Annotated in this window: 12 protein-coding genes and 4 tRNA genes; 11 read left to right on the top strand and 5 right to left on the bottom strand. The window is 31.6% G+C overall.

What is annotated here, in order from left to right:
• Nucleotides 1-9: 9 nt before the first annotated feature.
• On the bottom strand, nucleotides 10-1758 hold the full coding sequence (locus tag QZ357_RS01710) for an NFACT RNA binding domain-containing protein (RefSeq protein ID WP_290771109.1): 1749 nt from the start codon (nucleotides 1756-1758) through the stop codon (nucleotides 10-12).
• A gap of 496 nt (nucleotides 1759-2254) precedes the next feature.
• Here QZ357_RS01710 and QZ357_RS01705 point away from each other — a divergent pair, with 496 nt between their 5' ends.
• The 3 genes from QZ357_RS01705 to dhaL all read left to right on the top strand — a co-directional run bounded on the left by QZ357_RS01705 (nucleotide 2255) and on the right by dhaL (nucleotide 4735).
• A complete protein-coding gene (locus tag QZ357_RS01705; RefSeq protein WP_290771107.1) occupies nucleotides 2255-3016 on the top strand; it encodes a DeoR/GlpR family DNA-binding transcription regulator in 762 nt (253 codons plus the stop codon).
• Nucleotides 3017-3113: 97 nt separating this feature from the next.
• Nucleotides 3114-4106 (top strand): dihydroxyacetone kinase subunit DhaK, encoded by a 993-nt coding sequence (gene dhaK, locus QZ357_RS01700; protein WP_290771105.1) that lies wholly within the window; start codon nucleotides 3114-3116, stop codon nucleotides 4104-4106.
• Between the two features lie 11 nt (nucleotides 4107-4117).
• The gene (dhaL, locus tag QZ357_RS01695; RefSeq protein WP_290771103.1) at nucleotides 4118-4735 is read left to right on the top strand and encodes a dihydroxyacetone kinase subunit DhaL; all 618 of its coding nucleotides are present in this window, start codon (nucleotides 4118-4120) and stop codon (nucleotides 4733-4735) included.
• A 226-nt stretch (nucleotides 4736-4961) separates the two neighbouring features.
• Here the strand turns inward: dhaL and QZ357_RS01690 are convergent.
• From QZ357_RS01690 to QZ357_RS01675, 4 genes are all read right to left on the bottom strand, one after another.
• Nucleotides 4962-5036, bottom strand: a tRNA-Gln gene (locus QZ357_RS01690).
• A gap of 6 nt (nucleotides 5037-5042) precedes the next feature.
• Nucleotides 5043-5119: transfer RNA gene (locus tag QZ357_RS01685), tRNA-His, on the bottom strand.
• Nucleotides 5120-5139: 20 nt separating this feature from the next.
• Nucleotides 5140-5216 (bottom strand) — tRNA-Arg (locus tag QZ357_RS01680).
• 12 nt (nucleotides 5217-5228) lie between these two features.
• Nucleotides 5229-5302, bottom strand: a tRNA-Gly gene (locus QZ357_RS01675).
• A gap of 157 nt (nucleotides 5303-5459) precedes the next feature.
• Between QZ357_RS01675 and asnS the strand changes: the two genes are divergently transcribed.
• The 8 genes from asnS (at nucleotide 5460) to QZ357_RS01635 (ending at nucleotide 13836) form a co-directional block, all read left to right on the top strand.
• The gene (gene asnS / locus QZ357_RS01670) at nucleotides 5460-6851 is read left to right on the top strand and encodes an asparagine--tRNA ligase (RefSeq protein WP_290771101.1); all 1392 of its coding nucleotides are present in this window, start codon (nucleotides 5460-5462) and stop codon (nucleotides 6849-6851) included.
• Between the two features lie 26 nt (nucleotides 6852-6877).
• Nucleotides 6878-7687 carry a Cof-type HAD-IIB family hydrolase gene (locus tag QZ357_RS01665; protein WP_290771100.1) on the top strand — a complete coding sequence of 270 codons (810 nt, stop codon included), beginning with the start codon at nucleotides 6878-6880 and terminating at the stop codon, nucleotides 7685-7687.
• A 266-nt stretch (nucleotides 7688-7953) separates the two neighbouring features.
• The gene (locus tag QZ357_RS01660) at nucleotides 7954-8802 is read left to right on the top strand and encodes a patatin family protein (RefSeq protein ID WP_290771098.1); all 849 of its coding nucleotides are present in this window, start codon (nucleotides 7954-7956) and stop codon (nucleotides 8800-8802) included.
• A gap of 171 nt (nucleotides 8803-8973) precedes the next feature.
• Nucleotides 8974-10032: a D-alanine--D-serine ligase VanG gene (gene vanG, locus QZ357_RS01655; RefSeq protein ID WP_290771095.1), complete on the top strand. Its 1059-nt coding sequence runs from the start codon at nucleotides 8974-8976 to the stop codon at nucleotides 10030-10032.
• The gene (locus QZ357_RS01650) at nucleotides 10016-10762 is read left to right on the top strand and encodes a D-alanyl-D-alanine carboxypeptidase family protein (RefSeq protein ID WP_290771093.1); all 747 of its coding nucleotides are present in this window, start codon (nucleotides 10016-10018) and stop codon (nucleotides 10760-10762) included. The genes vanG and QZ357_RS01650 overlap by 17 nt, the downstream gene beginning before the upstream one ends.
• Before the next feature lies 1 nt (nucleotide 10763).
• Complete coding sequence (locus tag QZ357_RS01645) at nucleotides 10764-11789, top strand: acyltransferase (RefSeq protein WP_290771091.1); 1026 nt, start codon at nucleotides 10764-10766, stop codon at nucleotides 11787-11789.
• The gene (gene vanT, locus QZ357_RS01640; RefSeq protein WP_290771088.1) at nucleotides 11776-12882 is read left to right on the top strand and encodes a serine racemase VanT catalytic subunit; all 1107 of its coding nucleotides are present in this window, start codon (nucleotides 11776-11778) and stop codon (nucleotides 12880-12882) included. The genes QZ357_RS01645 and vanT overlap by 14 nt, the downstream gene beginning before the upstream one ends.
• A 126-nt stretch (nucleotides 12883-13008) precedes the next feature.
• Nucleotides 13009-13836: an Mrp/NBP35 family ATP-binding protein gene (locus QZ357_RS01635; protein ID WP_290771086.1), complete on the top strand. Its 828-nt coding sequence runs from the start codon at nucleotides 13009-13011 to the stop codon at nucleotides 13834-13836.
• Nucleotides 13837-13855 lie beyond the last annotated feature (19 nt).

The following is a 13855-nucleotide window of genomic DNA, read 5'->3' as shown; positions in this document are numbered from 1 at the left end:
ATTTTCTCCTTAATTACTTAATTTATCTATCATCTTAATGTCTTCTTCGCTTAATGTTACCTGTACCGTTTCGTTATCGGTATATATAACTTTGCCGTCTTTCATTCCGCTTGGTTTCTTTACATACTTTATATAAGTATAATCAACGGCTACATTGGATGAGTTTTTTGCTTTTGAATAATATACGCATAATTTACACCCAAGTTCCAATGCTTCTTTTGAATAAACTCCGTTATTTGTTCTAATTATAACATGAGAAGAGGGGATATCTTTTGTATGAATCCACAAATCTGTCTTTAAAGCAAATTTTCTGGTTAAATAATCATTATCCATCGAGTTCCTTCCGACGTATATTTCATATCCGTCACTGCTTTTGAATACCAATTTTTTTACCTGTTTTAGATTGTGTTTCTTTTTCTTTTTTCTTATATATCCCAAATTTTCCAAAACTTGCTTTATTTCTTCCACTTCAGGATACGTTTTTGCTCTTTCCAAATACAGAGATTGGGATTCAAGAAAGTAAACATTTTCTTCTCCTTCTTTAATAAGTTTTTCCAAATATTTTTTTGAGTTTTCGAGTTTTGTATATTTTTTAAAATATTTATTTGCATTTTCGCTGGGAGATAGAGCCGGGTTTAAAGATATTGTGATATCTTCATAAGGCTCTTTAAAGAAGTTTAAAACGGTTATGTTTTTATCTCCCTTTTTTATAAGATGCAGATTTGAAAGTAATAATTGTCCTTTTATATTAAATTTTTCACTTCCTTGAGCTTTTGATAAATCTTTTCTTCTCAGTTCGAGCTTGTGCTCTTCTCTTGCCAGTGATCTGTTTATAATATTGTAAACATCTTTGTATACTACTTTTAATCTGTTTAATCGGTCTGTTTCTCTGTAATATTCGTCTATCATTAAAGATGGGGAAGAGAAAGATTCTTTGTCAAGTTTGTTATATGATTCTATTTCGGTACATACATAATCTTCGTTTTTACCGTCTTTTTTATAAATGATATAATTTAATTTTGAATCTATGTTTTTAAAATATTCTTTTACTTTATTGACAATATATTCTATTTCTTTTTTTTCGAGAGATTCAATGCCTATATTATAATCCAAATTTGATTTATCTATTATTTCGCTGTATATAATCGGACTTATTCCGTTAAAAGTACTCATTAAGGCACTTTTTAATGTTTTTTCTTTATGTCTTAATATATTGTCCACTGCAAGAAATTCGTTGAAATCAAGGGGGTTTAATCTATCTTTTGTAGGATACTCGTAATCTATTTTGGGAACAACTTCTCTCATTAGAGGATTATCCGGTCTTATATGTTTTATGGAGTCTATTATTTTTCCGCTTTCGTCATCAACCAAAATTAAATTTGAGTTCCTTCCCATCACTTCTGCGATTAATGTTAAATTTTGATATTCGCCTAGTAAGTTTATACTTTCAAAATGAATTTGTATTATTCTGTCAAATTCATATCCTTCAACCCCTGTGATTATTGCTCCCGTAAGATATTTTCTAAGCAACATACAAAAGCCGAAAGGTTCGTTCATCGAAGCGTTGTAACTTTCTATAAAGTGCACCCTGGGGGTTGAAGATCCCGCATTTATCAGTAACATATTTTTATCGTTGCCGAAAGTATGCAGTACTACTTCGTATTTTGTCGGCATATATATTTTATTTATCTTATTACCGACAAGCTTGTCGGTTAATTCTTTTATTAATGCATAAGTCGTGATAGAGTCAAAAGGCATTTTATCTTCTCCTTTATTTGTTTAACAGAGTAAATTATATATTAATTTTATTTTTATAGCAAATATTATAAACAATAATTTTTTTAATTGATTGAGTTGGTATTGTTATTTATGATTATATATTAATTTTAATATTTATATGATTTTAAATAAATGTATTTCTATTAAGGAATATTGGAAGGTTTTTAATTGTACTCGTTTTTTATTTAACAAAAATATCCTTTTAAGTAATATTTTTTATATGATATCTGTTAGATGTAAATTTTTTAATGGAAGAGAAATGTTAAGAAATTGAGGTCTTGCAGTTAACCTAAACTGGAAATTTAAATTATATATTTAAATAATTGTTAAATTTCTTTTTAAAAGTTAAAGAAATTTAATTGTTGTTTTTTTTTATGGAAAAGACAAGTAAATGAAAATTAATAATTGACAAACAATTTTATATTTGTTACATTTATATATGTAAAGGTTTATAAATTTTTACATGGAGGATAGTATGTATAAAGAACAAAGACAGGAAGCTATTTTACAATATATTTATGAGAAAAAAGAAGCAAGCGTTAAAGAGTTGTCTAAAATGCTGAATGTTTCGAATGTAACCATAAGAAAAGATTTAATTGAACTTGCTAATATGGGAAAAGTCTTGAAAACACACGGAGGAGCCACTTCTGTCGAGAGTATTCTTTCTACGGAAACGCCTCATTATCAAAAGGACAAAACATTCAGAGAAGAAAAGGAAAAAATAGGTAAAGTTGCCGCAAAACTGGTTGAAGAAGGGAATACTATTATAATAGACGGAGGATCTACTCCGTATCATGTTGTTCCAAACATTTTGGATAAAGAGGTTATGGTTATAACAAACGATGTAAAATCTGCTTATAAACTTGCTCTTGATTCAAAGGCAAAAGTTTTGGTTTCCGGTGGATATATAGAAAAATCCGTATTTTCTCTTTTGGGGGCAACATCGGAACATTTATTTGAAAATACTCATTCGGATATTGCCTTTATAGGCTTAGACGGTATTGATATAAATTATGGAGCAAGCGTAAAATCTTTTACTGAAATGCCCGTAAAACAAGCAATGATTAAAAATGCAGATAAAGTTGTTGCTCTTATAGATCATTCCAAGTTAAATCAGAAAATGTTAATTAAATTTGCAGAAATAGAGGATTTCGATTACATTATTACCGATGATATGAGCGAAGAAGACATAAGGGCTTTTAAGGAAAAAGGTGTTGATGTTTTATTAGCCAAATAAAGATCTCTTTTGAGGTCTTTTTTATTTAAATTAAAAGTTTGTTTAATTTTGAGAAAATTAATTTGCTGTGATATAATTTACAAAAGGAGGTTTTTATATGAAAAAATTTATTAATAAACCTGAGAACGTAGAAAATGAGATGTTAGACGGCATTATGAAAATGCATCCTGAATATGTAAAAAGATTGGATGGGTTTGATGTAATTGTAAGAAAGGAAAAAAAGAAAGATAAAGTTGCATTGGTAAGCGGTGGCGGAAGCGGTCATGAACCGGCACATGCCGGATATGTTGGCTATGGTATGCTGGATGCAGCCGTTGCCGGACCTGTGTTTACTTCTCCGACTCCGGATCAGATATATGAAGCTATTAAGGCTGTTGACGATGGAAAAGGAGCTTTGTTGATAATAAAAAATTATACCGGGGATGTAATGAATTTTGATATGGCAGCAGATATGGCCGGGATGGAAGATATCAAAGTTGAACAAGTTATTGTGAATGATGATGTGGCAGTTAAAGACAGCCTTTATACAACAGGACGAAGAGGTGTTGCCGGAACGGTATTTGTTCATAAAATAGCCGGGGCTGCCGCAGAAGAAGGAAGAAGCCTTGAAGATGTTAAATCTGTGGCTGAAAAAGTAATAGCGAATGTCAGAACCATGGGGGTTGCCATTTCACCTTGTACTGTTCCGGCTGCCGGAAAACCCGGATTTGAAATAAGTGATGATGAAATGGAAGTGGGAATAGGTATTCACGGAGAACCCGGTACCCATAAAGAACGATTGGCTACTGCTGATGAAGTAACCGAACATCTAGTTGACTGTATACTTAAGGACTTGGATTATGAAGGAAGCGAAGTTGCCGTTATGATAAACGATTCAGGTGCAACTCCTTTAATGGAGCTATATATAATAGGGAATAAGTTAGCCGATATTTTAAAAGACAAAGGGATTAAAATTTATAAAAACTTTGTCGGTCATTATATGACATCAATAGAAATGGCGGGATTTTCGATAAGTTTGCTTAAGTTGGACGAAGAATTAAAGGCTCTTCTTGACAGCAGTGCAAACACTCCTGCGTTTAAAACATTATAAGGAGAAGAAAATTGACAAAGGATAAATTAATTGAACTTATAGAAAAGATTGCAGATAAAATAGAAATCGAAAAACAATATTTGACTGATCTTGACAGTGAAATTGCAGACGGAGATCATGGCATAAATATGGCACGAGGTTTTGGCGCAGTGAAAGAAAAGCTTGCATCGTTAAAAGATAAAGATTGCGGTACTGTCTTAAAAACTGTAGGGATGACGTTGGTTTCTACGGTAGGGGGTGCTGCCGGTCCTCTGTATGGTACGGCTTTTATGAAAGCCGGAGCAGTTTGTGCAGGGAAAGAAGAACTTGATGGTGATGATTTTATCAATATAATGGAAGCTGCCATTGAAGGTGTAAAAATGAGGGGTAAATCGGATAAGGGCGAGAAGACTATGCTTGATTCTATGATTCCCGCATATGAAGCTTTCAAGTCTGAGCTTGAAAACGGTGATGTAAAAAGTGCAATGAGAAAAACATTGAATGCATCACAAGAAGGGGTTGAATATACCAAAACAATTGTTGCAACAAAAGGCAGAGCCAGTTACATAGGGCAGAGGAGTTTAGGGCATCAGGATCCCGGAGCAACTTCTTTTACGTATATGATAGAATGTTTATACGATATCTTATAAGTTAAAAGCTATATAAAAACCCGATTGTTATAGAATAACGATCGGGTTTATTTTATCTTTTGGCGGGGGTAGCAGGACTCGAACCTGCGCGTGATAGAGCCAGAATCTATTGCCTTACCAGCTTGGCGATACCCCTATAATATATAATATGATATAATAAAATTTTTAAATTATCAATAGAAAAAATAAAAAATCGAATGAAACTCATTCGATTAATTTGCGCATATGGCAGGGGTAGCAGGACTCGAACCTACGATCACGGAGTCAAAGTCCGTTGCCTTACCGACTTGGCTATACCCCTATGTTATGGGGTGAAAGATGGGATTCGAACCCACGGCCTCTGGAGCCACAATCCAGCGCTCTAACCAGCTGAGCTACAATCACCATCAAACAAAATTTTATAATGGCGCGCCTGAAGAGATTCGAACTCCTGACACACGGCTTAGAAGGCCGTTGCTCTATCCAACTGAGCTACAGGCGCATGATTAAATAATGGAGCGGGTGAAGGGAATCGAACCCTCGCGACTGGCTTGGAAGGCCAGGGCTCTACCACTGAGCTACACCCGCACTTACAAATGCTTAAATAGTATACCCCAAAATTTGTAAGTTGTCAACACTTTTGAGATAATTTTTAATTAATAATTTATATTTTATATGTAAAATTGGCTATTGAAAAAAAATATGTTATAATAAAACCAAATTCGGGAATTTAAGGAGAATTTAAATGATAATAAATACTAAGCATTTATTTGAAAATTATAACTTATATGAAGGAAAGGAAATTACAGTAAACGGATGGATAAGAACGATACGTTCATCCAATCAATTTGGATTTATAGAAATAAACGACGGAACTAGCTTTAAAAATGTACAAGTCGTTATTGAAAAAGACAAAATTGACAATTATGAAGAAGTGACTAAGTATCATGCTTGCAGTGGGATAGAGGTAAAAGGTATATTGGTTGCTACTCCGGATATGAAACAGGATTTTGAAATTAAAGCAAGTAATGTTTTTCTTCTTGCAGACAGCGAGCCTTCTTATCCTCTTCAAAAGAAAAGACATACTTTTGAGTATTTAAGAGAAATAGCACATTTAAGACCGAGAGGAAATAGTTTTAACGCTGTATTCAGATTGCGTTCATTGATTGCTTTTGCCATACATGAGTTTTTTCAAACCAGAGATTTTGTTTATGTCAACACCCCTTTGATAACGGCAAGTGACTGTGAAGGGGCAGGAGAAATGTTTCAGGTTACAACTTTAGATGTGAAAAATCCGCCGCTTGATGATTATAATGATATAGATTATGCCCAGGACTTTTTTGCTGACGAGACATATCTTACGGTATCAGGGCAACTTCAGGCAGAAGCATTTGCTCTGGCTTTTAAGAATGTATATACATTTGGTCCTACTTTCAGAGCTGAAAATTCCAATACACCTAGACATGCGGCAGAATTTTGGATGGTTGAACCGGAAATTGCCTTTGCGGATTTAAATGATGATATGGATTTGGCAGAGGATATGATGAAATATGTTATAAATTATGCTCTTGATAAAGCAGAAAACGAAATAAATTTCTTTAACAGATTCGTAGACAAAGGACTTATAGAAAGACTTAAGGGTATTGTCAATTCAACATTCAAGAGAATTACTTATACAGAAGCGATAGAAATACTTAAAAATGCAAATGAAAAATTCGAGTATCCCGTTGAGTGGGGACTTGATCTTCAAACAGAACATGAAAGATATTTGACAGAGAAGCATTTTAAAGCTCCTGTTTTTGTTACGGATTATCCAAAAGAAATAAAGGCTTTCTATATGAGGATGAATGATGACAATAAAACTGTTGCGGCTGTAGACTTATTGGTTCCGGGTGTTGGTGAAATTATCGGAGGAAGCCAAAGAGAAGAAAGGCTTGATATTTTGGAAAAGAGAATGGATGAACTTGGAATGAACAAGGAAAGTATGCAGTGGTATTTAGACCTTAGAAGATATGGAGGAGTAAAACACGCAGGCTTCGGACTCGGATTTGAAAGACTTATAATGTATCTTTCAGGTATGAAAAATATAAGGGATGTTATTCCTTTCCCAAGAACAGTAAATAATGCAAAATTTTAGATAAAATTAAACAGGGGTAGTGAATTATGTATAAAATTTTAGCGCTTGATATAGATGGGACATTATTTAATGATGAAAAACAAGTAACACCAAAGACCGTAGAGGCGATAAAAAAATGTAAAGATTTAGGTGTATATGTTGTTTTATCAAGTGGAAGATATTATAAAGGTGTACTTCCTGTTTCAGAAAGTCTTGAGCTTGATAATTGTTATCATGTTGCGGATAACGGTATAAGTTATTTTAATACAAAAGGTGAAGTAAGCTTTATAAAAGTTTTTGATAAAGAAGATTACAAGCGTCTTGTAAAGCATTTGAGAAAAACATGTAAATCTTTTGTGGTTACAAATGAAACGGGAATGTGGTACGAAACAGAGGATAAAAGCTGTGTTACTACAATGCGCCCAAATAATGGTGAAGCTCATTTTATTAAGTTAAAAGATATTTTAGATGTTCCAAATCCGTTTAAAATTTGTGCATATTATGAAACCGAAGAAGATGTAAATAGAATATTATCAAAGAAATATGAAACTATAACGGGATGTGTTTCTTATAGAGTTTTGATAGATTTTTATCCTAAAGGGATAGATAAATTTGTTACATTAATGGAAGTTGCCGATAAATTAAATGTAAAAGAAGAAGAGATTATAGCAGTTGGAGATAGTGATAATGATCTTCCTTTGATTAAAAATGCTGCCCTTGGTGTAAGTGTTGCAAACGGCAGTAAAAAACTAAAAGAAGCAAGTGATGTTGTTTTGGATCTTGATAATAATAATGATCCCGTATGTCATGTCATCGAAAATATAATAGAGAGAACTTTGTATACGGGGATGTTTTAAAAGGAGCGTAATGCTCCTTTTTATTATACTTAAATCTAAGTTATATAAAACTGATATTAATTTAGGTATAAATAGAATTGGACTTAGAATGAAACAATTAAATATTTTAGTTTATGTGAATTATTAAAATTTTTGTTATGTATATAAAATTTATGGCAAAGATTTTATATACATATTTTGAATATAAAAGTTTCTATGTTATTTGAAAGATGAGAGAATGGTGCTATAATATCTGTTAAAATATAAGAACAAACGTGGAGGTGGCTATGTATAAAGGTGGACTTGTTCTTGAAGGCGGTGGGATGAGAGGTATTTATACCGCAGGTGTTTTGGATTTTTTTATTGATAAAGATATATATTTTGAAAATACTTATGGGGTTTCAGCCGGAATTTGTCATGCTTGTTCCTATCTTGGAAAACAGAGAAACAGGGCTTACAGGGTAAATGTCGATTATCTTGATGATAAAAGGTATGCGAGTTTTTACAGTTTAGTTACAACCGGGGATTACTTCGGTGCCAAGATGTTATATGATGAAATACCAAATCGTCTTTATCCTTTCGATAAAAAAACATACGAGTTGTTTGAAGGAAATTTGTATGCTGTTGTTACAAATATGGAAACAGGTAAAGCCGAATATATAAAACTTGAGGATATGGATAAGGATATCGTTTATGTAAGAGCTTCCAGTTCTCTTCCTTTACTTTCAAGGATTGTCGAAGTTGACGGAAAAGAATATCTTGACGGAGGAATAGCTGATTCGATTCCCATTAACAGAGCAAAGGAAGACGGTAACGAAAAAAATGTTATTGTTCTTACTCAGCCTGATGGATATAGAAAAGAAAAAAATAAACTTTTGCCTGTAATGAAAATAAAATATAAAAAATATCCAAATTTTATCAATTCAATGGCAAACAGACATATAAATTATAATAATTCACTGGATAAAATCGAAAGTGAAGTTAGTAATGGAAGAGCCTTTGTTATAAGACCAAGCGTTGATATGAGTATTGACAGACTGGAAAAAAATAGAGATAAACTTGATGAATTGTATAATCTTGGTTATAACGATGCAAAGAAATCTTATGATAAATTGTTAAACTTTATATCTGATTAAAAAGAACCATTTGGTTCTTTTTTTATTAATTTTTCTTAATAACTATTAAAAAAAATTTAATAACATCTTAACCGGGACTTCAAGATTTAATTCTTTTAAAAATTTATAATAATATTACAAAATCACTATATACTTTGCAAAGTTTTATATTATTTTTAGAAGGTGAAATTTATGAAAAAAGATGTTTTAGTTGTTTTCGGAGGAGCTTCATTTGAGTATAACGTTTCTTTGGAAAGTGCTCACAGTGTTATTAAGTCAATCAACAAAGAAAAATATAATGTTCATTTGCTTGGAATAAAGAAAAATGGAAGTTGTTATTTGTATGAGGGTGATATAAATCTAATAAAAGATGACAAATGGTTTGATGATGAAACCTGTTATAAAGTTTTTCTTTCTATGGATAAGAACAAAAAGGGTATTAATTATTTAAAAGGAGATAAGTTTTATTTTAAACACATCGATGTTGTTTTTCCTGTTCTTCACGGAAAGAACGGAGAGGACGGAACGATACAGGGGCTTTTAGAGTTTACAGAGATTCCTTTTGTTGGGTGTGGTGTGTTGTCTTCGGCTTTATGTATGGATAAATACAGAGCTCATAAATTGGTTGAATCTTTTGGATGTAAAGTTCCAAGTAGTATATTGATAGATGATATTAATGATAAGGATAAAGTTGTTAACTTTATCGATAATATAGGGTTTCCTGTGTTTGTAAAACCTTTAAAATCAGGCTCGTCTTTCGGTATTACTAAGGTAATAAATAAAGAAAGATTATATAAAGCTTTAAAGGAGGCTTTTCGTTATGATAATAGAGTTGTGGTTGAAGAAAATATTGATGGTTTTGAAGTGGGAGTAGCTGTACTTGGTAATAAAAAAATTGTTAGAGGTTTGATAGATGAAATAGAAACCGGAGGAAAGTTTTTTGATTATAACGAAAAGTACACTCTGGAAAAATCAATAATTCATTTACCTGCAAGGATAAATAATGAGCTTACAAAAGAAGTTTTAGATTTGGCGGGAAAAATATATAAAATCTTAGACTGTAAAGATTTTGCGAGAGTGGATATGTTTATAGATAAAAATAACAATATATATTTTAATGAAATAAATACCATTCCGGGTTTTACCGTTCATAGCAGGTATCCCAATATGTTAAAGGGGATAGGTCTGAGTTTTGATGAAATTGTAAATGCACTTATTGAAATGGGTGATTGTGATGAAACTATTTATTGATAAGGATATGATTTATGACGGCGAGCTTGTTTTGGTAAATAGAAACTATCCTTTAAAAAGCGAACCTTTAAAGTCGGGTATGAAAAGTATAGATTCTCAAAATGGTATTTATATAAAAAGTAAAATGGCATTTATGCTTAAGGAACTTCTTTTTGATATCGGGGTTAAAAATGAATTTGTATATGTAAGCGGCTTTAGAACCTTATCAGAACAAAGAAATATTTATGAAAGTTCCATAGAAGAAAATGGTGTTAATTTTACAAATAAATATGTAGCGTATCCAATGTGCAGTGAACATCAAACCGGGCTTGCCATTGATATAGGCAAAAGATGTGAAGAAGTTGATTTTATAAGACCTGATTTTCCTGATAAAGGGATTTTTAAAAGTTTTAAATGTAGAGCCGTTAAATATGGGTTTATAGAAAGGTACAAAAAGAATAAAGAAAAAATAACGGGAATATCTTATGAACCGTGGCATTTTAGATATGTAGGATATCCTCATTCTATAATTATGGAAAAAGAAAATTTATGTTTGGAAGAGTATATCGAGTATGTTAAATCATTTAAATATAAAGAAAAAAGTTTATTTTATAGTGATATTAATAATTTGATAGAAATATTTTATGTTCCATTTGAAAAATGTGGATACATAGATATACCGGATAATATTTCTTATACAATATCAGGTAACAATATTGACGGTATTATTGTTACCCTTTGGAGAAGTTAAAATGGAAAAAAGAATAGGGTATGGCGGAATTGATATTTTTAAGTTGATTGCCGCGTTTATGGTTGTTGCGATACATATAGGTCCATTATCTTCCATTAATGAAAATCTTGATTTTTATATTACATATGTATTGTTTCGTGTTGCGGTGCCATTCTTTTTAATGGTATCAGGGTATTTTGTTCTTTATAAGGTATTAACTTCTTCTGATGGTATAAATATATTAAAATCATTTTTAAAAAAGATTCTCGTTTTATATTTGGTTGCGACATTATTATATATTCCAATAAATTTATATGCCGGACATTTTGAAAATATTAAAAGTATGGGCAGTATTTTAAAAATGTTTTTATTTGACGGAACGTTTTATCATTTATGGTATATGCCTTCTGTCATTATGGGAAGTATGTTGATATTTATACTAAGTAAAAAATTTGATTTAAAGCAGATTTTTGTAATAACTTTGATTTTATATGTTATGGGGCTCTTGGGAGACAGTTATTATGGAGCTATATATAATATAAAATACATAAAGTGTTTTTATGATTTTCTTTTTAAATTTTTTGACTATACGAGAAACGGAATTTTTTATGCACCGATATTTTTAATGATAGGGATTTTATTCAGAGGCAGAAAAAAAGCCTTTAAAGAAAATGTAAATGTTTATGGGTTGATTATATCTTTTGTGTTTCTTTTAATTGAAGCGGGGGTGCTTAGAAAATTAAATTTACAAAGACATTCCAGTATGTATGTTTTTCTTATTCCTTTAGTTATATTTTTGTTCTCTTTTATTTTGAGATTTAATATAGGGAATAAAAAAACATTGAGAAGTTTATCTATGTATGTTTATATAATCCATCCTTTTGTGATTGTTTTATGTAGGTTCATATTTAAAAATGTTGTATTTTTAAATATTGTAATAAATAACTCGATATTATTTTATATTTTGGTTTGCATTTTTTCTTATTTGTTTTCTGATATGCTCAGGAAGTTATTTTCTTATAGAGGGTTAATAAGTGGAAAATTATAAAAGAGCTTGGATAGAAATAAATCGAGATAATTTAATTTATAATGTAAACCAATTTAGAAAAATAATAGGGGATGGTTGTAAGTTGATGCCTGCAATAAAAGCCAATGCCTATGGTCATGGAGATGTTGAGGTTGCAAGCATTTTAAATGAAGCGGGAGTGTATGATTTTTGTGTGGCTAGTTTAGATGAGGGTATAAGACTTCGTAAGAATGGTATAGTCGGGAATATATTGATTCTTGGGTATACAGATGTGAATTTTGTATATCTTATTAAATTGTATGATTTAACTCAAACTGTTATTAATTATGAATACGCATTAATGCTTGATGATAGCAAAATAGATATTAAAGTTCATATTGCAGTTGATACAGGTATGCATAGGCTTGGGGAAAGTTTTTATTCTGTCAATAGGATTTTAGATATACTAACTTTAAAACATTTAAACGTTGAAGGTGTGTTTAGTCATTTATGTGTAAGTGACAGTATAGATAAAAATGATATTATGTTTACAAAACTTCAGATAAAGAGGTTTGAAGAAGTTAGAAAATTTTTAATAGAAAGAGGGTATAAAAATTTAAAATATCATATTCAAGGCAGTTATGGGGTCTTGAATTATCCGAGTTTAAAATATGATTATGCAAGAATAGGTATTGCTCTTTATGGTATTTACAGTAAAAGTGAAGATAAGGTTCTGTGTGATATTAACCTTAAATGTGTTATGACGTTGAAGTCCAGAGTAGAGCTTGTTAGGGATATTGGTGTTAAAGAAAGATTAGGGTATGGACTTGATTTTAAAGCAGATAAAAAAATGAAAATAGCAGTTGTATGTATAGGGTATGCAGACGGTATCCCAAGAAACCTTTCAAATAGAGGGTATGTTTTGATAGGTGGCAGAAGAGCAAAAATAGTTGGACGGATTTGTATGGATCAGCTTTTTGTTGATGTAAGTAATATAAATGAGGTAAAGATTGGAGATGAAGTTGTTTTAATAGATGAAAATATCAGTGTAATGGATATGGCAGATTTGGGGGATACAATTTCAAACGAAATTGTAAGTCGTTTGTCGAAAAGAGTATCAAGAGTGATTATATAATGTATTTTATATGCTTTATTCTTTAATTTATTTCTAAATTTCGTTTTATATGTATAAAAAATAAAGTATTAGTGCTATAATGTATAGAAAATGAAAATTAATATTGATTAAAGAGGTAATGTTGTAATGAGTGAATGTTCACATGATTGTTCAAATTGTTCTGCAAATTGTTCATCAAGAGAGCAAAGCAGAGAAGATTTTCTTGTGAAACCCCATAGGAAAAGCAATATAAAAAAAGTTATAGGTGTTGTAAGCGGAAAAGGGGGAGTAGGTAAGTCTTTAGTTACATCTCTTTTGGCAAGCGGAATGAGAAAAGAGGGATACAATGTAGGAGTTTTGGATGCCGATATAACAGGTCCATCAATACCTAAAATTTTCGGTGTAAGCGGTAATGTTTATGCGACTAAGGAAGGCGCTTATCCTAAGAAGAGTGAAGGCGGGGTTGATATTATGTCTATAAATCTTCTTTTGGATGACGATACTAAACCCGTTGTTTGGAGAGGTCCTGTTATAGCAGGTGCCGTAGGGCAGTTTTGGACTGATATTATATGGGAAGATATTGATTATATGTTTGTTGATATGCCTCCAGGAACAGGAGATGTTCCTCTTACCGTATTTCAAACGATTCCCGTTGACGGAATTATAATTGTTGCCTCTCCGCAGGAATTGGTTTCAATGATCGTTGAAAAGGCAGTTCATATGGCGAATATGATGAATATAAATGTTTTGGGTCTCGTTGAAAATATGAGCTATATAGAATGTCCAGGATGTGGTGAAAAAATCAGTGTATTCGGGAAAAGCCATGTAAATGAAATTGCAGACAAATATGGATTGGATGTCCTTGCAAGTATACCTATTGATCCTCAAATAGCACAGAAATGCGATGAGGGTAAGATTGAGCAATTGGATAAGCCTTATTTGAGTAGTGCTTTGGAAAAATTAAAAAAATTGTAGAGGCAGGGAAAGTAGTCTG

Source organism: Anaerofustis sp., assembly GCF_019420015.1.
Classification (GTDB): domain Bacteria; phylum Bacillota; class Clostridia; order Eubacteriales; family Anaerofustaceae; genus Anaerofustis.
The sequence above is the reverse complement of the archived record's forward strand: the minus strand, read 5'-3'. Positions and strand labels throughout refer to the sequence as shown.

Bases quoted from the DNA above. Each gene is read 5' to 3' on its own strand.
- QZ357_RS01635 (WP_290771086.1), top strand. From the start codon at position 13,009: ATGAGTGAATGTTCACATGATTGTTCAAATTGTTCTGCAAATTGTTCA.
- QZ357_RS01710 (WP_290771109.1), bottom strand. From the start codon at position 1,758: ATGCCTTTTGACTCTATCACGACTTATGCATTAATAAAAGAATTAACC.
- QZ357_RS01705 (WP_290771107.1), top strand. From the start codon at position 2,255: ATGTATAAAGAACAAAGACAGGAAGCTATTTTACAATATATTTATGAG.
- QZ357_RS01650 (WP_290771093.1), top strand. From the start codon at position 10,016: ATGAAACTATTTATTGATAAGGATATGATTTATGACGGCGAGCTTGTT.
- QZ357_RS01645 (WP_290771091.1), top strand. From the start codon at position 10,764: ATGGAAAAAAGAATAGGGTATGGCGGAATTGATATTTTTAAGTTGATT.
- QZ357_RS01660 (WP_290771098.1), top strand. From the start codon at position 7,954: ATGTATAAAGGTGGACTTGTTCTTGAAGGCGGTGGGATGAGAGGTATT.
- dhaK (WP_290771105.1), top strand. From the start codon at position 3,114: ATGAAAAAATTTATTAATAAACCTGAGAACGTAGAAAATGAGATGTTA.
- vanG (WP_290771095.1), top strand. From the start codon at position 8,974: ATGAAAAAAGATGTTTTAGTTGTTTTCGGAGGAGCTTCATTTGAGTAT.
- QZ357_RS01665 (WP_290771100.1), top strand. From the start codon at position 6,878: ATGTATAAAATTTTAGCGCTTGATATAGATGGGACATTATTTAATGAT.
- asnS (WP_290771101.1), top strand. From the start codon at position 5,460: ATGATAATAAATACTAAGCATTTATTTGAAAATTATAACTTATATGAA.